Raw genomic sequence first — 17934 nt, 5'->3', positions numbered from 1 at the left:
ACGGCGCCGAACAGGCTGCCGCTACCCAGCGTCTTGCTGCCGGAGAAGCCGTACTTGGCGTAGCCTTCGCTCCAGGCGGGGCTGGATTCGCTGTTGCCGTAGGTCTCCTCGCTGCTGAAATGGCCGAGGATTATCTCGATATCCAGGTTCAGCTCGGTGCCGTCCTGGTTGTACAGGTTGTAGGCGGAGGCGGAACCGGAGGCGGCGGCGATTGCCGAGCCCAACAGCAGTGCGGATAGTGAAGGACGAAATGCTTTTCTCATGAAGTGTTCCTCAGTGTGTTTTTTTAGCTTTTCTTGTTGTGTTTGTCGGTTGCACTGAAGGTGAGAGGGGAGTCACCGAAAATACGAGATTCATTAGATCGCTTTTGCGAAAGGCTAAAAATCAACCGTACGGTTGATCCGGGGAACTATTGCTGCTGTTTGCGGTACTGCTGGGCGGTGACGCCGGTGTGTTTCTTGAAGAAGCGGGAGAAGTAGGCTGGGTCGGCGAAGCCGAGTTCGTAGCAGATCTCGCTGCTGCTCAGGCTGCTGAAGGTGAGCAGGCGCTTGCACTCCTGCACGATACGGTCGTGGATCAGTTTTTTCGGCGAGCGGTTGGAGATCCGCTGACAGATCTGGTTGAGACGGCTCTCCGATACCCCCATCTCCTGGGTGTATTGGGGCAGGTGCCACTGCTGTCGGTAATGCTCCTCGATCAGGTCGGAGAAGCGGTGGAACAGCCGGAGATCGTCATTATTGACGGTCATGCTCTCGGCGCGTCTGCTCGACAGCCGGGCGATGCGGATGATCAACAGCCGGACCAACGAGTCCAACGCCAGGTTCTTCGCCACCAGCTCCTGGTACCACTCTGCACGGATATTGCGCAGGTTCTGCGCCAGTCGTGTCCATAGCTTGCGCTGCTCTTGATTGAGGCTGGCGCGCTCAAGACAGATCCCCTCGCTGAGGTTACTTTCGATCTCCTGCTCCAGACCATCTTTCATCAACTGCCAGACGATCGACTGATGAATGGTCAGCACATGACCTTTGGCGTCGGCTTCGGTCAGGAAGGAGTGCGGTACCGAGGGCGGGGTCAGGAAACAGGCCGGGCCGGTGACGTGGTAGATCTTGTCGTCGATATGGAAGCTGATCTCACCGCGGTCGATATAGTGGATCTGCATATACTGGGCATGCCGGTGCACCGGCATATCGCGGCCGAAGAAGCCGGCCAGGTTTTCCAGCACGTCGTAATGGATCGGGGCGTCGATATAGCGCTGGTCGTAATCCTGCCCCAGAATGATGTTGGGGATCCAGGCGCTGTGTTCGGAATCGGTCACGCGGAGTCCAGAATCTGTTAGATAGGGGCGCCCCTGAACCGGGGCGCCCTTCAGTCTACCAGATCAGACTTTACCGAGCTGCGGCACCTTGTGCGTGCCGTGCGCGATGCAGACGTTCTTCGTTTCCATGTAGAAATCGAAGCTCCAGTCGCCGCCGTCACGACCGATACCGGACATCTTGATGCCGCCGAACGGGGAGGGCAGGTTACGGTTGTTCTCCGAGTTCACCCACAGCATGCCCGCTTCGACATGCTTGGCCATGCGCATGGCGCGACCGGTGTTCTCGGTCCAGATGTAACCGGCCAGGCCGTATTCGGTGTCGTTGGCGATGGCGATCGCTTCCTCTTCGGTGTCGAAGGAGATGGCGGTCAGCACCGGGCCGAAGATCTCCTCCTGAGCGATGCGCATCTTGTTGTTGGCACCGGTGAACAGGGTCGGCTGGACGTAGTTGCCGGCCGGATCCAGACCTTCACGACCGTCCAGGATACGGTTGCCGCCGACGGCGATGTTGGCACCATCCGCCTTGGCGATATCCATGTAGCTCATCACCTTCTCGAAGTGGCCGGTGTGCACCAGCGGGCCCACTTCGGTGTTTGGATCGAGCGAGTGGCCGACGCGCAGGTTGCGCACGCGCTGCTCCAGCGCGGCGATGAACTTGTCGCGGATACCGCTCTGGATCAGCAGACGGCTGGAGGAGGTGCAGCGTTGGCCGTTCAGGCTGTAGATCATGAACACCACGGCATCCAGTGCGCGCTCGAAGTCGGCGTCGTCGAACACGATCACCGGGTTCTTGCCGCCCAGCTCGAAGTGCATCCGCTTCAGGGTGTCGGCACCCTGGCGCATGATGTGGGAACCGGTAGCGGACTCGCCGACCAGGGCCACGGCCTTGATCGCCGGGTGTTCGGTCAGGCGCTTGCCGACGTTTTCGCCGAAGCCGTTGACCATGTTCCACACGCCCTTGGGCAGCACTTCATCGGCGATCTCGGCCAGGATATAGGCGCTCAGCGGGGTCAGTTCCGCTGGCTTGTGCACCACGGTGCAGCCTGCCGCCAGGGCCGGAGCGATCTTCCAGGTGGAGAGCATGAACGGCGTGTTCCACGGCGTGATGATGCCGACCGGACCGATCGCCTTGCGCAGGGTGTAGTTGGTGTGCTCATCCTGATGCAGCGCCAGGCCGTTCTGCGCTTCCGGCGCCTTGTCGGCGAAGAAACGGAAGTTGGCGGCACCGCGCACGGCGGCCTGCTTCATGAAGCGGATCGCCTGACCGCAGTCCATCGACTCGACCAGGGCGATCTCGTCGGCGCGCTCGACCAGACGGTCGGCAAACTTGTGCAGCAGCTTCTTGCGTTCGGCACCGGGCATGTTGGACCAGGCGTCGAATGCGTCTTCGGCGGCCTGGCAGGCGGCGTTTACGTCGTCGACGGAGCCCGCCATCACCTTGCCGATGGAGGAGTTATCGGTCGGGGTGAGGTTGTCGTACTCCTTGCCGCCCTGACCCAGGGTGAATTCGCCGTTGATGTAGTGGCCGGTGGTGTTGTTCTTGAAGCGCTCCAGATATTGAGTGGCGCGTTCCAGGTTGGTCTGCAGTGTATCGCTCATCATTATTCTCCCGAAGCTATTGCCTCAATCAGTATTTGTCGCCGTAGTATTCCTGCTCGCTGACCATACGGGTCTCGAGTGAGCAGATATCCTCGATAGTACAAACGATGGTGTCGCCCGGCTGGCAGTCGACAATTCCATGCGGTGTACCGGTGCAGATCATATCGCCCGGGTTCAGGGTCATGATCTTGCTCAGGTATTCGATGACGAACGGCACGTCAAAGATCATGTCCTTGGTGCTGCCGTCCTGAGTGACCTTGCCGTTGACGGTGGTGGTCAGTCTCAGCGCGTTGGCATTGGGGATATCCGCGGTATCGACGATCCAGGGGCCCATCGGCAGCAGTGAGTCACGGCTTTTGACGCGCAGGTTGGGGCGGTAGTAGTTTTCCAGATAGTCGCGGATCGCAAAGTCGTTGCACACGGTGTAACCGGCCACGTACTCCAGCGCATCTTCACGCTTGATGTTCTTGCCGGTTTTGCCGATCACGGCGACCAGTTCGCACTCATAGTGCTGATAGTCGATGTTGTCCGGACGGTAGCTCACCTGCTTATGGCCGGTCAGACAATTGGCATGCTTGATAAAGATCAGCGGCTCTTTCGGCGGCTCGAACGCCAACTCGGATGCGTGATCGGCGTAGTTGATGCCCAGCGCGAAGATGGTGCCCGGCGTTTTCACCGGCGGCAGCCAGGTAATCGCATCGGAATCCAGTGCGACGTCCAGCACCTCGCCTTCAGATGTGGTGATTGTGTCATCAGCGGCGATGTCGATATCCAGTTCGCGGCCGTCAAAAATGATGCGTGCATGTCTCATGTTCAGGCACCTCCCAGAGTATTTGTCAGGGTGCCTACACCCTCGATGCTTGCTTCAACCTTGTCGCCCTTGGCCACGGCAACACGCTCACCGGCGAAGCCGACGGCGATGATCTCGCCCGGCTGCAGGGTCATGATGCGTGAAATGATGCTGATCAGTTCAGCGACGCTAAGCTGCATATTGGCCAGTTCAAAGACGCTCTTCTGTTCACCGTTGATGTTTATGCAGACGCTCAGTGCGTCCGGCTTGGCGATCTTCTCCGCCGATACGATTTCCGGGCCGACCGGTGCGGAACCGTCCAGGCACTTACCCTTGATATCCGGGCGGTAGTAGCTCTCTTCCGGCAGGGAGAAATCGCCGACGATGGTGTAACCGCCGACATGGTCGAGTGCTTCGTCGACGGATACGCGGCAGGTCTCCTTGCCGATCACCACGCCCAGGCTCGCGCCAACTGCCATGGCCGGTACGTCGTTACCGTCAAAGTCCTTGGCCCACTCGATCTCGGCGCCGTCGATGTTCCAGGTGTTGCGCGGCTTGTAGTACAGCACCGGTTGGGTGGGCGGCTTTTTATAGGGCGCTTCATTGAAGGTGCTTGCCAGCGCCGCCAGTTGCGCCTTGTCGTTTAGCGCGACGCAGACCAGTTTGCTGTTAACCAGGGTATTCGTTGTCATATTCAACCTTTGTCTCTTAGTCTCCCGCTGTTATTAGTAACCAGCTTGGGGCTTGTCTTCTTCAACCGGCTTGCCGCTCTTGAACTGCTGTGCCAGTTTGCGGGTCGCCTGGGCCAGGATCATGGTGTCGACGCCGACACCGACGAAGTTGGCGCCCTGGGCCACGTACTGCTCGGCCAAGGAGGGATCCAGGCACAAGAGGCCAGCGTATTTCCCGGCGGCGCGGATCTTGTTCAGACCGGTGTTGATCGCCTCGACCACCACCGGGTTACCGGCATCGCCGATATAGCCCATGGAGGCGGACAGATCCGAGGGGCCGATAAACACGCCGTCGACACCCTCTACGGCGAGGATCTCATCCAGGTTTTCCATCGCGCTGGCGGTCTCCACCTGCACGATCAGGCAGATCTCGTCGTTGGCTTTCTTCAGGTAGCCGGGGATCTGGTTCCAGCGTGCAGCGCGGGCCAGAGAGGTACCCAGACCACGGATACCGGCCGGTGGGTAACGCACGGCGCGGACCAGCTGCTTCGCCTGTTCGGCGTTTTCGACCATCGGCACCAGCAGGGTCTGCACACCGATATCCAGCAGCTGCTTGATCAGTGCGGTATCGCCCTCCACCGGACGCACGATCGGCGCCACGTCGTAGGGGGCGATCGCCTGCAGGTGAGACATGATGGTGCGCAGGTCGAACGGCGCATGCTCGCTGTCGATCAGCAGCCAGTCGAACCCGGCCACCGCGGCGATCTCGGCGGCGCTGTTGTCCGGCAGTCCGAGCCAGAGGCCGTACTGGGTCTGGCCGGTGGCCAGGCCCTGCTTGAAACGGTTTTTCGGCATCTCCATCAGAGACTCCTTCTGAATCGGTTATACGAAGCCTATTTACACGAAACGTAGACCGATGCCGCCCAGCGGGCCGAAGTCGGCATGGATGGTATCGCCGGCCTTGACCGGTACCGGACGGGTGAAGGAGCCGGCCAGAATGATCTGGCCCGGCTCCAGGCCGACGCCGTGCGGCGCGAAGCGCTTGCACACCCAGCTGATCCCCTTGGCCGGATGGCCGAGTACACCGGAGGCCAGACCGGTCTCCTCGATCTGACCGTTCAGGTAGAGCGCGGCACCGGCCCAGCGCAGATCCATCTCGGTCGGCTTGATCGGGCGCCCGCCGAGGATGATGCCGGCGTTGGCGGCGTTATCGGAGATGGTGTCGTACACCTTACGGGTGTAGCCGGTTTCCGGGTCGGTACGCATGCAGCGCGCGGCGATCAGTTCCAGCGACGGAATGACGTAATCGGTAGCGTTGTAGACATCGAAGATGCTGACGTTTTCGCCGAACAGCGGCTTGTTCAATATGAACGCCAGCTCCACCTCGATACGCGGGTCGAGGAAGTCGGATGCTTTCAGTGTGGCACCATCCTCGAACAGCATGTCGTTGAGCAGGACACCGTAGTCCGGCTGATCGATGTTGACCGCCATCTGCATGGCGCGAGAGGTCAGGCCCACCTTGTAGCCGATGACCGAACGACCGTCATCGATCTTGCGGTCGACCCAGGCCTTCTGGATCGCATAGGCGTCGTCCATGGTCATCTCGGGGTGCTGAAGGGTCAGCGCGGGGATCTGCTTACGCTCGACTTCAGCCTGGTAGAGCCGCTCCGCGGCCGTTTTGATCTGCTCTTGGGTCAACATGTCGGGACTGAACCTTTCGTGGTATCGGCGCTGATCCATTGGCTGGCTGCTCTGTGACTGCAGTACCGGGAGCGGTGTTGCCGATGTTAGTTAATTTGTTAAGTTTCGTTCGCGAAGCGTGCCTCGCTTCAGCTAGCGTCCGTTAATTGCATTTTAGTTAACATCTTAAGTAAGTCAACCTGTCGTCGTTCGGAAATCACCATTGTTAGAGCTTAGTAGGAATATTCTGCACGGCCAGAATCGTCCCTGGCCCCCTGGAACTCAGGGGTAGCAGTGCATCTTGAGTCGAAGACACGACCAATTATCCGGGTATGCACATTGACAAAAGTTAATATGTTAATTAAGTTTTGCTGTAACGGACGTGTTTGAGCGTCCCAGCCCCAAAGACAAAATAGCTACAACAAGCACGGGAGTCGCTGAAATGCCCCATTTCATCGTCGAGTACTCAGGAAACCTGCATGACAAGCTGGAGTTCCAGCCGCTGTTCAAGTCACTGCATGAGTATGTCGTGTCAACCGGTGCCTTTCCTATCGGTGGCGTGCGCAGCCGCGCCATCCGCTGCAATGACTTCCGCGTTGCGGACGGTCGCGAAGATTTCGCCTTCCTCAACCTGAACCTCAAGATCGGTCACGGCCGTGATATGGCGTTGAAGAAAGAGGTGGCGGAGCGGGTGTTCGAGATCCTCTGCGATTGGATGAAGCCGATCACCGACAATGGCTACTGTCAGATCTCGTTCGAGATGACCGAGCTCGATCCGGTGCTCAAGTTCAACAAGAACAACATTCATCCTCTATTCGCAAAATCCTGACGCCAGACGACTGGCACAGCGCTTTCGCTGCGGCTTCATGCTGCGTTGAAAGTTAATATGTTAATAAATAACTATAATCTCACTACAGAGAAGCAGGTGGATAGCAATGATCAACAAGAAACTCTTTTCCAAGGCCAAAGCTGCAATCGCGCTGGGAGCGCTGACCCTGTCCAGCAGCGTATTCGCTGAAACCGTACTGCACGTCGGTACCTGGCTGCCGCCAACCAATCCGCAGAACGCCGTGGTCTGGCCGACCTGGGCGAAGTGGGTAGAAGAGGCGACCGAAGGTCGCGTGCGGGTTGAGATTCAGGACGGCCTGGGCCACCCGAAAACCCTGTTCCAGCTGGTTGAGGACGGTGTGATCGACGCCAGCTTCAGCTACCACGGTTATGTGCCGGGCCGTTTCGAGCTGCCGCAGGCGGTCGAGCAGCCGGGTCTGGGAGTCAGCGCTGAGGCGGCGTCCGTGGCACTCTGGCGCGTCTATGACAAGCACTTCAAGCAGGCCGACGAGTTTGCCGGTCTCGAAGTGATCGGTATGTTTACCCACGGTCCGGGCTATATCCACTCCAAGGAGCCGATCACCGCCTGGGATCAGATCAAGGGCAAGAAGATCCGTATCGGTGGTGGCGTACAGAGCGTACTCGGCGAGCGCATGGGCATTACTCCGGTCGCCGCGCCGGCACCCAAGGTGTACGAGATGCTGCAGCAGGGCGTTATCGACGGTGTATTCCTGCCGATGGGCGAGCAGAAGGCGCTGCGCCTGAATGAAGTGGCGCCGAACGTCACCATGCTGCCGGGCGGTATGTACCTGGGTAGCTTCTCGATCTTCATGAACCCCGATTTCCTTGACGATCTGGATCCGAAAGACCGTGAGGCGATCCTCAGCGTGTCCGGCGAGAAGCTGTCGCAGATGGCCGGCAAGGCCTGGGATGCGATCGATGCCGAAGGTTACAAGGTGGCTGAGGAGTCCGGCGTTAACCTGATCGAGGTGAAGGAAACCGATCCGATGGCGCGTGAATTCTACTCTATGATCAAGGGAATGAAGGAGGAGTGGGTCGAGAGCGTGGCTGACCGTGGCATCGATGCCAAGGCCGCAATCGATGAGCTCTGGTCCATCGCCCGCGACTATGAAAGCGGCAAGAATTAATAGGTACGACTATGTCTCTAAGTGCATGGGTTCATGCGCACTATGACGAGGTGGGGCCAGTCAGGTGGCTGGCCTTCGCCCTTGAAGTAGTCGCCGCAACCGTACTGTTTTTGCTGATGCTGCTGACCTGTGTCGATGTCACCGGCCGTTATCTGTTCGCCAACTCCCTCGACGGCGCTACGGAACTAACCGAGATCGGGCTGGCGATCATGCTGTTCGCCGAGATGCCGGTGGTAACCTGGCGCGGCGGCCATGTGGTGGTCGATATCCTTGACCGCGTCATGGGCAACGCCGTGGTCAAGGCGCTGGGTCTGCTCGCCGCACTGGTGATCTCCACCTCGATGTACTTCCTCGGCGTGCGCATCTTCGAATTGGCCGAACGCTCGCTGCGGCGCGGCGTGCAGACCGAGTATCTCGGCATACCCACCGGCTATATCGTCGAGTACATCGCAGCAATGAGCTGGTTCACGGCAGTGGGGATGATCACCTACGGTATCTACCGCATCCTCACCACCCAACCGAAATAGGTCCTAAAAGGTACAGTCTATGTCTGTCGTACTGCTCGGATTTGCGGTCCTGCTACTGCTGATTCTTGTTGTCCGGATGCCGATCGCGTTCGCTATGGGACTGGTTGGCTTCTTTGGCTTCGCCGCGCTTCAGGGACTGGAGTTCGGCAATCTGATGGATTTCCGCTGGAGCGGCGTGCTCTCCATGGCCTCCTACCGTGTCATCGATACGGTGCAGGAGTACAGCCTGTCGGTGATCCCTCTGTTCATTCTGATGGGTAACCTGGTCACCCGCTCCGGCCTGTCGCAGGAGTTGTACCATGTATCCAACGCCTTCCTCGGCCACCGCAAGGGCGGTCTGTCGATGGCGACCGTGGTTGCCTGTGGCGGCTTCTCCGCAATCTGCGGTTCCAGTCTGGCCACATCCGCCACCATGGCACGGGTGGCGATGCCGCCGATGCGCAAGTATGGCTACTCGGATAGCCTGGCGGCTGCCTCGATCGCCGCCGGCGGCACCCTGGGCATCCTGATTCCGCCCAGCGTGATTCTGGTGATCTACGGTCTGCTGACCGAATCCAGTATCCGTGAGCTGTTCGCCGCCGGTTTCATCCCCGGTATGCTCGGTATTCTGCTCTACCTGGCCGCCGTGCGTTACGTGGTCTGGCGTCATCCTGAACAGGGGCCGGCCGGCGACAAGATGGCTTGGCCCGAGCGGTTGCAGGCGCTGAAAGGGGTCTGGGGTGTGCTGGTGCTGTTCACCGTGGTCATGGGCGGTATCTACTTAGGTGTCTTCACCCCCACCGAGGCGGCCGGTATCGGTGCCGGTGGTGCGTTCATCATCGCCCTGGCCCGCCGTCGTCTGACGCTGGCAACGCTGTTCGATACGCTGACCGATACCGCACGCACCTCGGCGATGCTGTTCGGCGTGGTGATCGGTGCGCTGATCTTCTCCGACTTCATCAATCGCGCCGGGCTGCCCGATGCGCTGCTGGGGCTGGTGACCGGCCTCGAGGTGGCGCCGATCGTGGTGATCCTGGTGATTCTGGCGATCTACATCGTGCTCGGCATGGTGTTCGAGAGCCTGTCGATGATGCTGCTCACCGTGCCGGTGTTCTACCCGCTGGTGGCGAACCTGGGCTACGACCTGGTCTGGTTCGGTATCGTTGTCGTCGTGGTCACCGAGATCAGCCTGATCACGCCGCCGGTGGGGATGAACGTGTTCGTGCTCAGCGCAGTACTGCGGGATGTCAAGACCGGCACCATCTTCAAGGGGGTGACCCCGTTCTGGTGTGCCGATATCGTGCGCCTGGCGCTGATCGTATTCGTTGCGCAGATATCGCTGTTCCTGCCGCAGTTGCTTTATCGATAAGTCAAACGACCGACAGGCCCCCATGCGGGGGCCTGTTTTCGGATCAGCTTAAGGAGGCATATGCATGCTGCCTGACGTAAAGAAGATTCTCTATGCATCCGATCTGGAAAAGGGCGCACGGCCTGCGTTTCGTCGCGCGGTCAGCCTGTGCGGTCACTATCACTCCGAGATCACCTATCTGCACGTGATCGAGTCGCTGCCGGCTTCGGCGCAGAACCAGCTCCGCAATATCCTCGACGAGGAGGAGATGGAGAAGTGCCTGCATGACGGGATCGAAAACCTGCAAATCAAGGTCAAGGAGCGGATCGAACGCTTCTGCGAATCGGAGCTGGAGGACAGCGAGATCATGGACCCGTCGCAGGTAACGGCGCGGGTGGAGGAGGGTACCCCCTGGCGGGTGATCCTCAAGGTCGCCGACGAGATCGACGCCGATGTGATCGTGATGGGCGTGCGCCACCACACCGCGATGGAGAAGTTCCTGCTCGGCTCGACCCCGAACCGGGTGATGTACAACAGCAAACGCCCGGTACTGATCGTGCCGCTGCCCGGGGAGGATTGATTCTCCGGCGTTACGGGCGGAACCCGGCGCTCTCCTCCATACTGTCTACAGGGTCCGTTCCGCCTGCGGATCGGACCCGATGGATGGGCGCTTGTGGTTAACCTGAATAAGCGCGACTACGGCTACCCGGAATTGAACTGAGTCAGATCGGGAGGGTGAGTATGTCGGCTTTCAATATCGTGCGCTTGAAGGTCAAGCCCGGCTGCGAAGAGAAGTTCATCGACGTGCACCGCAAGGTCGACGAGGAGTTCTCGGGCATGAAAAGAGCGGCGCTGGTCAAGACCGGCGAGCGCAGTTACTGCTTCGTTGGCGAGTGGGACAGCATGGACAGTATCGTTGCGGCACGTGAGCAGATGATCGGCATTCTGGATCGCTTTCGCGATACGCTGGAGGATCAGGGGGGTGACCTGGGCGTCACCGATCCGGTATCCGGCGAAGTGGTGGTCGATATCAAATAAACCCGATATCGAATGAACCCGGTATCAAACAAACCAGGGCTATCTAAAAAGCCCCCTGCCTTAGTCGGGCAGGGGGCTTTTCCGTTTATGGGCCTGTCCTATGGTGAACAGACTTGGCTCAGAGATCGTAGACCACGGAAGTTTCCGGCAGTGCCGAGAGATTGAGCGGACGCACGCTGCCCATCCAGATCGCGCGATCGCGATGGTCGATCAGATCGAACCCGGTGATCGGATGGATGAACACCGTCAAGCCGCCCCGGTTCAATGTCAGCCAGGGGATCACCTGCTCGAACAGCTCCGCGCGAAACGCCAGCTGACAACTCCAGTCCGGGTGGGGGCCGACCGGCTTCTCATGCACCCGTCCCTTCTTCAGATCGGGGAATCGCTCTGCCGCCTGCTCGCACAGGGCGCGAGCCTGATCGATGCTGTCCGCATCGAAATAGACATGGGCATGCCAGCCCCGGATATCCTTTACCTCTGCTTGTTTGCTCATTACGCCTACACACTGCTGGTTTTGAGGGGTGAGTTTGGATGGCCAGTATAAACCATAGCCGCATCGGCCGACGTTGATCCAGTCGCTTCCCGTCGCCGTAATGAGTGGAGGCAGAGTTTTCATCCTCTGCTTAACTAAAGGTTGCGCGAACAGATCCACCCCAAAAACCAGGAGCGGTTATGAGCAGGCACAACAGATCAGAAGAAAATGCCCAGTCCTCGGTGGCGCTGACGATTCCGCAGCAGGCGTTCGACTGGTATGACGAATACGCCCACGGCGATATCGACCGACGTACCTTCATGCAACGCTTGGCCACGCTGGGCCTGGCCGGGCTGACACTGAATGCCGTTGCCGGCGCTCTGCTGCCCAACTATGCGCTGGCGGAGCAGGTCTCGTTCAACGATCCCGATATCAAAGCCAGCTACCTGGAGTTCGATGCGCCGCAAGGGCACGGCAAGGGACGCGGCTATCTGGTGGTGCCCAGCGGCGTCAGTGCGGACAAACCGGCAGCAGGAGTGCTGGTAGCGCACGAAAACCGGGGCCTGAACCCCTACATCGAAGATGTAGCCCGGCGCCTGGCCAAGGTCGGATACGTTGCGTTCGCCCCGGATGCGCTCTACCCCTTGGGCGGCTACCCCGGCAATGACGACGAGGGTCGCGCCATGCAGAGCACTCTGGAGCGCGGCAAGATCGAGGGGGATTTCGTGGGTGCGGCCAGGATGCTCAAGGCGCACGAGTTGACCACCGACAGGTTAGGCATGGTCGGCTTCTGCTTCGGCGGATATCTGACCAACCAGTTGGCGGCATTGCTCGGAGGGGATATCGCCGCGGCGGTGCCCTATTACGGCACTCCGCCACAGAGCGATATCGGTAATATCAAGGCTGCACTGCAACTGCATTTCGCCGGGCTGGACACACGGGTAAACGGTACTTGGCCGGACTATGAGGCCGCATTGAAAGCCGCGCAGGTGGAGTACACCGCCTTTGTCTATCCGGATGTGAACCACGGTTTTCACAACGACTCGACCGCCCGTTACGACGAGGCCAGTGCCGAACTGGCTTGGCAGCGGACGTTGGAGTTTTTCGCTCAGCAGCTGGCTTGATCATCTGACGTGGAGCGAAGCATGGATGGACAGACTCACGCCGATATTGGGCGGGGGAGGTGATTCGGGCACACTATGGGGATCTGTTTGAAGGTCCCGCCATGAACATCATACGACAGCGTATCGAGCGACAAATATTCAGTATCTCCGGGTTGGCGCTGAACACCATCGACTACGAGCATCCCCGGGGCGACCCGGGTCTGTTTGGCCCGGGGAGCGTCTGCTGGCGGGTTCACGCCGATTTCCCCTCCATGCTTTGTGGCGGCATCGGGGCGCTGATGTTGCAGATGATGCACCCGCTGGCGCTGTCCGGCGTTTGGGATCACTCCAGTTTCCGCGAGGATATGCTGGGCAGACTCAGGCGCACCAGCCAGTTCATCGCCGGAACCACCTTTGCCGCCAGTGAGGATGCGCAACGCCTGATTGCGCGGGTACGGGATATCCACAGCCGGATAACGGGGCGGGCACCCGATGGCCGTCCCTACGCGGCGAGCGATCCGGCGCTGCTCACCTGGGTGCATGTGGCCGAGGTCAGGAGTTTCCTGGCCTCATACATGCGCTACTGCGACCCGAGGCTTAGCGATGAGGAGCAGGATCGCTATTTCGATGAGGTGGCCCGTGTTGCCGAGGCGCTGGGCGCCGAAAACGTGCCCCGCAATCGCCGACAGATCGAGGCCTATATTGAAGCGATGCGCCCCCAACTGGTGTTCGATCAGCGCACCGCCGAGGTGCTCAGGCTGTTGCTGAATGCACCGAGTCCCAATCGCATGACGAGCCCGGTCGGCTATCTGATGGCCCGGGCCGGTATCGATCTGCTGCCGGAGTGGGCGCAGGCGATGGCCGGCCAGAGTCTGTCGGCGCCACAGCGACTGCTGATCCGCTCCTCCATGCACCTGCTGGTGCCGACCCTGCGCTGGTCGATCCGTAACGGCGCGTCGCACCGGGCGCGGCGACGGGTACAGGGGCATCCGGCACCTTGAGAGCAAGGGGCGTTTGTGGATAACCCTTTCCCGGTCGATAGCGAGGGCTGTCGATCAGCGATTGTCTGACGGCCTTTCCTGTTTAATCTCCAGCAGCTGCTCGGGCAGGAATGCGGTACAGAAGTTGCCCCAGTGACGACCGCCGACATAGAGCGGCACCGAGATGGAGTTCAGGATCTCGCCGGTGTCGCGGATGAAGGTCTGCAGCAGGAAGGGGGAGGTGTTGGCGGCACGGCGCTTCTCGGCCCGATTGGCGGCATAGATGCGGCGGTGGCGGCTGAGTGCGTTATCGGTGTTGAAATCGCCGGTCAGTGGCCGCGACACCTTGGCGTTGTGCGCCGGCAGGTAGCCGTTGATATCGAATGCCGAGGCGATCATAAACTCCGGACGCTGTTGAATGAATCGGTCAAACAGTGGCTGCAGTGCACGCTCAAAGGCGTCCGCGTAACGGGTATCGTATTTCTCCGGCAACTGGTTCGGGTTGGTGCGGCGGTAGTTGTGATCGAACAGGTCGTGTCCCTCTTTGGCCAGCGCCTGCAGTTGCTGCTCCACCTCCCTGGCCCAATCGCGGGCGGTGCTGATGATATCCTCGAAACCACCGAAGCCGATGCGGAAGTTGGACAGCAGCTCCTGCATCTCCTCGGTCGCCTCCTCCAGGGTACGGGAGTGGCGGGCGGATACCTCGATCTCGTCGCGGATACTGTCCGACAGCCGGTTGATCGACGAGATGTTGTCATGGGTGGCGCTGTTGGCGTAGGAGAGCTGCTCTACTGCTGCGCTGATCTCGCCGAGCTGGTTGTGCAGGGCGTCGAAATCGTTCAACAGCTCGGAGAACTTGCCATGGGTGGCACTGATAAAGCTATCGGTTTCGCGCACATGGTTCATGATGTTGTCTGATCCGGTGCGGGTGCTCTCCACCAGTGAGGTCATCTCGGTGATGCTGCGATCGATCCTCTGCGTCGCCTCGCTGACTTTCAGCGACAGGTTGCGCACCTCGTCGGCGACCACAGCAAAACCGCGTCCGGCCTCACCGGCGCGAGCCGCCTCGATCGACGCGTTCAGCGCCAGCAGGTTGGTCTGTTCGGAGAACCCCTGCACCATCGCCAGCACACTGATCACCTCATTCGAATTTTCCGACAGCCGGGCGACGATCTGCTGAAAACGGGCCACCTCTTCGCCGATCGCCGTCACCTGATCCTGAATGCGGGACAGCTCGTCGTTGGACGCGTTGATCTCCCCCAGGTTGTGTTCGTTGCGCTGTGCGATCAGCTGGGTGTGGCTAGCGATCTCGTTGATCGCCTGGGTTGCCTCCTCACTGGCCTGGAACACCTGACTGGCCTGGCTCGACTGCTGTTCCGCGGCCTGGTGCACCCGCTGGATGATGCTCTGCAGCTGGGCGGAACCAAGAGATACGTTGACGCTGCGCTGGCGGGACTGAGCGATCATCTGTTTCAGTGACTGGGCAAAATCGTTGTACGCCATTCCCAGGCGGCCTATCTCGTCTTCGCCTTTAACCGGCAGGCTGGCGGAGATATCGCCCTGACGGTTTTTGATCTCCTCGAAGGTCTGCTTGATCTCGAATACGCGCCGCACAAAAGAGCGGTTGAGCAGGGTGTAGCTGAGGATCAGTGACAGCGGGATCAGTGCCGCGATCACCAGGCTGGCGGGTGTCAGCGTGCTCAGCAGAGGATCTGCGCCCGGCACGGTCTGGAAGCCGGCATAGAGTATCAACGTGAGCATCGCAAGGCCGGGTAGGCTGGGCAGCAACAGCATCAGAAACAGCTTGGTGCGGGTATGGGAGGGGCTGGAGATCGACTTCTCTGTTTCCGATGCAGCCATGGATAACTCCTGTCTTATTATTCGTTGGGGTGGCGGAGCTCAGTCGGGATTTTATTCACAGCGCCCCGCATTAGCAGTAGCGCCGAACAACTCTTCACAACCTGTCACAGTTGCGTGCAGCCGGTTACAGCTGCCGTGTCATTGTCAGCCTGTTTTGGCTTATCTGTTACGGCAATTGATATAAATAATGTTGACGTGTGTCAATATAAAGTGCGGTTTTTATCGTCGCTAAACAGCTGTATTAGATCTGTTATATCAATAAAAACAAGGCGTTGAATCACTTTGGTATCTTCATAAATATGATACGCAATAAAAATATATAGTTGTTTTTATGTATCACTAAATCTACTCTTCAACCACGTTCATCACCATAACGACTAGAAGAGGTGTAAGAGATGCACGATAAAATCGCCGACAAGATGGAGTTCCCGCCCGAGACGCCGCAGCCGAACATCTACCCGCTGCGCTGGGAGACCAAATCCTCCAAGGTCGAGGAGATCTGGGACGCATCGCTGCGCGAAGCGTGGAATCCGAAGGATCTGCCCTGGGACACCTTCGACGTCTCCAGCTACAGCTGGGAAGAGCGTGAAGCGATCGCCTACTGGTGGACGCTGCTCTCCGTGTTCGATGCATCCGCACCGCCGGTGTTCGCCGAAGCGTTCATCAAGACCTACGAGTGCCACGAAGAGGACGCGATCCGTCGCTGCTTCTTCTCGGTGACCCGCGACGAACAGAACCACGAACAGATGTGCGGTCTGGCGATCACCAAGCTGCTGGAATCACCGAGCCCGCTGGAGTACGAACCGAAGACCGAACTGGGCCGTCGTCTGCAGAAGAACGCACGCTGGCTCTACTACAACGGTGGCCGTTACTGGAACGGCTACAAGCAGGCGGTGCCCAAGTACAGCCTGGCGGTACTGTTCAGCTCCTTCCTGATGGGCGAGATCGCCGCGGCGACCATCTTCAAGCAGATGTCGCAGAGCTGCGAAGAGCTGGTGTTCAAGGAGGCGTTCCGCAACATCGGCCGCGACGAAGGCCGCCACATGGCGATCTGCCTGTCGCTGATGGAGCGCGACTATCCGAAGCTGACCGCCGAAGAGAAGTCGATCATCACCAAGCAGATCCGCGCCGGCTACCTGTTCCTCTCCGCGGTGCTGTTCGAGCCGCCCGCCGAGTTCTGGGACCTGCCGGAAGACTTCATCGCCACCCAGCGTGAAGCGGAAGAGATCGCCCGTCAGGCCGGTTTCGGTGTGCCCTCGTTCGACGCCAAGAAGGACAACTGGCGCGCCGCGATGCTCAACCTGAAAGCGGTGCTCGACAAGTACGACACCCCGTTCCCGGCGATTCCGGAAGTCGACATCACCGGTCAGGAGGTCACCCAGGCCGACCTGGACTCTGCGGACATCATCCCGATCTTCTGATCGTGAGCGACCGTTGCACGATGCAAGCCGACACCCTTTCCGGGGTGCCGGCTTGTGCTGCCTTTGAACTACAAGAATCGAATAGGATGGGTACCATGACGCGAGTACGACTCTACCCCTCAGGCAAAGAAGTGGATGTAACCCCGGGCGATACCGTACTGGCGGCGCTGGAGAAAGCCGGTTACGCCCTGCCCAACAACTGCCGCGCCGGCGCCTGCGGCGAGTGCAAGGTGCGCGTGCGTAGCGGCGAGTTCGACCAGGGCATGGTGCTGGATATGGCGCTGTCCCAGGAGGAGCGTAACGAGGGCTACGGCCTCATGTGCATGGCCAAACCGCTGGGCGAGGTGTTGGAGATCGAGTGGGGCACCGAGGATGCCAAGCCGAAGCTGTTTCCGCCGCGCGAGAACGTACGCTGCGTCGTCGTCGACCGTATCGAGCGCACACCGCGTATCGTTGAACTGCGTATCCGCCCGGTTGGCGACACCCTGCGCTACTGGCCGGGCCAGTACGTGCAGCTGACCAATATCGAGCGCACCATTCCGCCGCGCTCCTACTCCATCGCCAACGCGCCGAGCAACAACGGCGAGATCATCCTGCAGATCACCCGCGTGCCTGAAGGTGCTACCAGCAACTGGGTACACGACAGTCTGCACCCCGGCAGTATGCTTAGCCTGTCCGGCCCCTATGGCACCTTTATCGGTGATCCGGCCACCGACGCCCCGGTGCTCTGCCTCGCTGCCGGCACCGGCCTTGCGCCGATCCTGGCATTGACCGATGCCGCCCTGCGCCGCGGCTTCAACAAACCGGTACATCTGATGTTCTCGGCGCAGACCGAAGCCGACATCTATGACCGTGGCCTGCTCGAACTGTGGAACCTGCGCCACCGCCGCTTCAAGTTTATCCCCACGCTGACCCGTGAGCAGAAAGAGGGGATGCTGCACGGCCGTATCCCGCAACTGCTGGCACAGCAGTACCCGGACCTGTCCGGCCACGCCATCTACATCGCCGGCAGCCCCGAGTTCGTCACCGACTGCATGAGCGCCGCCAAGGCACTGGGCGCCCGTGACGAGATGATCCACACCGAAGGCTTCTTCGATCAGGCGCTGCCTGAGGTGCCGGCGGGGGAGAGGTTGATGGGTGGCCACTGAGCCACCTTTTACGTTCAGGATGTACGG

General features: G+C 59.8%; 18 protein-coding genes and 1 pseudogene. 10 read left to right on the top strand and 9 right to left on the bottom strand.

The features are described from left to right. From KQ940_RS20730 to hpaH, 7 genes and pseudogenes are all read right to left on the bottom strand, one after another. Positions 1-263, bottom strand: a pseudogene (locus tag KQ940_RS20730) (hypothetical protein); the annotation flags it as partial. Positions 264-409: 146 nt separating this feature from the next. Further along, on the bottom strand, positions 410-1315 hold the full coding sequence (hpaA, locus tag KQ940_RS20725; RefSeq protein WP_217416489.1) for a 4-hydroxyphenylacetate catabolism regulatory protein HpaA: 906 nt from the start codon (positions 1313-1315) through the stop codon (positions 410-412). A 63-nt stretch (positions 1316-1378) separates the two neighbouring features. Then, positions 1379-2914: a 5-carboxymethyl-2-hydroxymuconate semialdehyde dehydrogenase gene (hpaE, locus tag KQ940_RS20720; RefSeq protein ID WP_217416487.1), complete on the bottom strand. Its 1536-nt coding sequence runs from the start codon at positions 2912-2914 to the stop codon at positions 1379-1381. A gap of 28 nt (positions 2915-2942) precedes the next feature. After that, complete coding sequence (locus KQ940_RS20715) at positions 2943-3725, bottom strand: fumarylacetoacetate hydrolase family protein (RefSeq protein ID WP_217416485.1); 783 nt, start codon at positions 3723-3725, stop codon at positions 2943-2945. A 2-nt stretch (positions 3726-3727) separates the two neighbouring features. Then, a complete protein-coding gene (locus KQ940_RS20710) occupies positions 3728-4396 on the bottom strand; it encodes a fumarylacetoacetate hydrolase family protein (protein WP_217416474.1) in 669 nt (222 codons plus the stop codon). A 33-nt stretch (positions 4397-4429) separates the two neighbouring features. Then, positions 4430-5236 (bottom strand): 4-hydroxy-2-oxoheptanedioate aldolase, encoded by an 807-nt coding sequence (gene hpaI, locus KQ940_RS20705; protein WP_217416467.1) that lies wholly within the window; start codon positions 5234-5236, stop codon positions 4430-4432. Positions 5237-5272: 36 nt separating this feature from the next. After that, positions 5273-6076, bottom strand: a complete 804-nt coding sequence (gene hpaH / locus KQ940_RS20700) for a 2-oxo-hept-4-ene-1,7-dioate hydratase (protein WP_217416497.1) — start codon at positions 6074-6076, stop codon at positions 5273-5275. Between the two features lie 421 nt (positions 6077-6497). Here hpaH and KQ940_RS20695 point away from each other — a divergent pair, with 421 nt between their 5' ends. The 6 genes from KQ940_RS20695 (at position 6498) to KQ940_RS20670 (ending at position 10923) form a co-directional block, all read left to right on the top strand. Next, the gene (locus KQ940_RS20695; protein WP_217416465.1) at positions 6498-6884 is read left to right on the top strand and encodes a 5-carboxymethyl-2-hydroxymuconate Delta-isomerase; all 387 of its coding nucleotides are present in this window, start codon (positions 6498-6500) and stop codon (positions 6882-6884) included. Between the two features lie 106 nt (positions 6885-6990). After that, the gene (locus tag KQ940_RS20690) at positions 6991-8031 is read left to right on the top strand and encodes a TRAP transporter substrate-binding protein (RefSeq protein WP_217416463.1); all 1041 of its coding nucleotides are present in this window, start codon (positions 6991-6993) and stop codon (positions 8029-8031) included. Between the two features lie 11 nt (positions 8032-8042). Then, positions 8043-8558 carry a TRAP transporter small permease gene (locus KQ940_RS20685; protein WP_217416461.1) on the top strand — a complete coding sequence of 172 codons (516 nt, stop codon included), beginning with the start codon at positions 8043-8045 and terminating at the stop codon, positions 8556-8558. A gap of 19 nt (positions 8559-8577) precedes the next feature. Then, positions 8578-9906 carry a TRAP transporter large permease gene (locus tag KQ940_RS20680; RefSeq protein ID WP_217416459.1) on the top strand — a complete coding sequence of 443 codons (1329 nt, stop codon included), beginning with the start codon at positions 8578-8580 and terminating at the stop codon, positions 9904-9906. A 64-nt stretch (positions 9907-9970) separates the two neighbouring features. Continuing rightward, complete coding sequence (locus tag KQ940_RS20675) at positions 9971-10465, top strand: universal stress protein (RefSeq protein WP_217416458.1); 495 nt, start codon at positions 9971-9973, stop codon at positions 10463-10465. Between the two features lie 161 nt (positions 10466-10626). After that, positions 10627-10923, top strand: a complete 297-nt coding sequence (locus KQ940_RS20670) for an antibiotic biosynthesis monooxygenase (protein WP_217416456.1) — start codon at positions 10627-10629, stop codon at positions 10921-10923. 118 nt (positions 10924-11041) lie between these two features. Here KQ940_RS20670 and KQ940_RS20665 read toward each other — a convergent pair whose 3' ends face one another. After that, entirely contained in the window at positions 11042-11416 is a 375-nt protein-coding gene (locus KQ940_RS20665; RefSeq protein WP_217416454.1) for a DOPA 4,5-dioxygenase family protein, read from the bottom strand. A gap of 179 nt (positions 11417-11595) precedes the next feature. On the opposite strand from KQ940_RS20665, the gene KQ940_RS20660 reads away from it, so the two are divergent. Further along, a complete protein-coding gene (locus tag KQ940_RS20660) occupies positions 11596-12519 on the top strand; it encodes a dienelactone hydrolase family protein (protein ID WP_217416452.1) in 924 nt (307 codons plus the stop codon). 101 nt (positions 12520-12620) lie between these two features. Beyond that, on the top strand, positions 12621-13499 hold the full coding sequence (locus KQ940_RS20655; protein ID WP_217416450.1) for an oxygenase MpaB family protein: 879 nt from the start codon (positions 12621-12623) through the stop codon (positions 13497-13499). 54 nt (positions 13500-13553) lie between these two features. Here KQ940_RS20655 and KQ940_RS20650 read toward each other — a convergent pair whose 3' ends face one another. Further along, the gene (locus KQ940_RS20650; protein ID WP_217416448.1) at positions 13554-15338 is read right to left on the bottom strand and encodes a methyl-accepting chemotaxis protein; all 1785 of its coding nucleotides are present in this window, start codon (positions 15336-15338) and stop codon (positions 13554-13556) included. Positions 15339-15733: 395 nt separating this feature from the next. On the opposite strand from KQ940_RS20650, the gene KQ940_RS20645 reads away from it, so the two are divergent. Both KQ940_RS20645 and KQ940_RS20640 read left to right on the top strand, forming a co-directional pair. Further along, complete coding sequence (locus KQ940_RS20645; protein ID WP_217416446.1) at positions 15734-16759, top strand: hypothetical protein; 1026 nt, start codon at positions 15734-15736, stop codon at positions 16757-16759. A 95-nt stretch (positions 16760-16854) separates the two neighbouring features. Continuing rightward, positions 16855-17907: a 2Fe-2S iron-sulfur cluster-binding protein gene (locus KQ940_RS20640; protein WP_217416444.1), complete on the top strand. Its 1053-nt coding sequence runs from the start codon at positions 16855-16857 to the stop codon at positions 17905-17907. Positions 17908-17934 lie beyond the last annotated feature (27 nt).

The sequence above is a fragment of the Marinobacterium ramblicola genome, from assembly GCF_019084545.1.
Taxonomy (GTDB): Bacteria; Pseudomonadota; Gammaproteobacteria; order Pseudomonadales; family Balneatricaceae; genus Marinobacterium_D; species Marinobacterium_D ramblicola.
The sequence above is the reverse complement of the archived record's forward strand: the minus strand, read 5'-3'. Positions and strand labels throughout refer to the sequence as shown.

Bases quoted from the DNA above. Each gene is read 5' to 3' on its own strand.
- hpaH (WP_217416497.1), bottom strand. From the start codon at position 6,076: ATGTTGACCCAAGAGCAGATCAAAACGGCCGCGGAGCGGCTCTACCAG.
- KQ940_RS20710 (WP_217416474.1), bottom strand. From the start codon at position 4,396: ATGACAACGAATACCCTGGTTAACAGCAAACTGGTCTGCGTCGCGCTA.
- KQ940_RS20655 (WP_217416450.1), top strand. From the start codon at position 12,621: ATGAACATCATACGACAGCGTATCGAGCGACAAATATTCAGTATCTCC.
- KQ940_RS20670 (WP_217416456.1), top strand. From the start codon at position 10,627: ATGTCGGCTTTCAATATCGTGCGCTTGAAGGTCAAGCCCGGCTGCGAA.
- KQ940_RS20660 (WP_217416452.1), top strand. From the start codon at position 11,596: ATGAGCAGGCACAACAGATCAGAAGAAAATGCCCAGTCCTCGGTGGCG.
- KQ940_RS20690 (WP_217416463.1), top strand. From the start codon at position 6,991: ATGATCAACAAGAAACTCTTTTCCAAGGCCAAAGCTGCAATCGCGCTG.
- KQ940_RS20675 (WP_217416458.1), top strand. From the start codon at position 9,971: ATGCTGCCTGACGTAAAGAAGATTCTCTATGCATCCGATCTGGAAAAG.
- KQ940_RS20685 (WP_217416461.1), top strand. From the start codon at position 8,043: ATGTCTCTAAGTGCATGGGTTCATGCGCACTATGACGAGGTGGGGCCA.
- hpaE (WP_217416487.1), bottom strand. From the start codon at position 2,914: ATGAGCGATACACTGCAGACCAACCTGGAACGCGCCACTCAATATCTG.
- KQ940_RS20665 (WP_217416454.1), bottom strand. From the start codon at position 11,416: ATGAGCAAACAAGCAGAGGTAAAGGATATCCGGGGCTGGCATGCCCAT.
- KQ940_RS20680 (WP_217416459.1), top strand. From the start codon at position 8,578: ATGTCTGTCGTACTGCTCGGATTTGCGGTCCTGCTACTGCTGATTCTT.
- KQ940_RS20695 (WP_217416465.1), top strand. From the start codon at position 6,498: ATGCCCCATTTCATCGTCGAGTACTCAGGAAACCTGCATGACAAGCTG.
- KQ940_RS20640 (WP_217416444.1), top strand. From the start codon at position 16,855: ATGACGCGAGTACGACTCTACCCCTCAGGCAAAGAAGTGGATGTAACC.
- KQ940_RS20650 (WP_217416448.1), bottom strand. From the start codon at position 15,338: ATGGCTGCATCGGAAACAGAGAAGTCGATCTCCAGCCCCTCCCATACC.
- KQ940_RS20645 (WP_217416446.1), top strand. From the start codon at position 15,734: ATGCACGATAAAATCGCCGACAAGATGGAGTTCCCGCCCGAGACGCCG.
- KQ940_RS20715 (WP_217416485.1), bottom strand. From the start codon at position 3,725: ATGAGACATGCACGCATCATTTTTGACGGCCGCGAACTGGATATCGAC.
- hpaI (WP_217416467.1), bottom strand. From the start codon at position 5,236: ATGGAGATGCCGAAAAACCGTTTCAAGCAGGGCCTGGCCACCGGCCAG.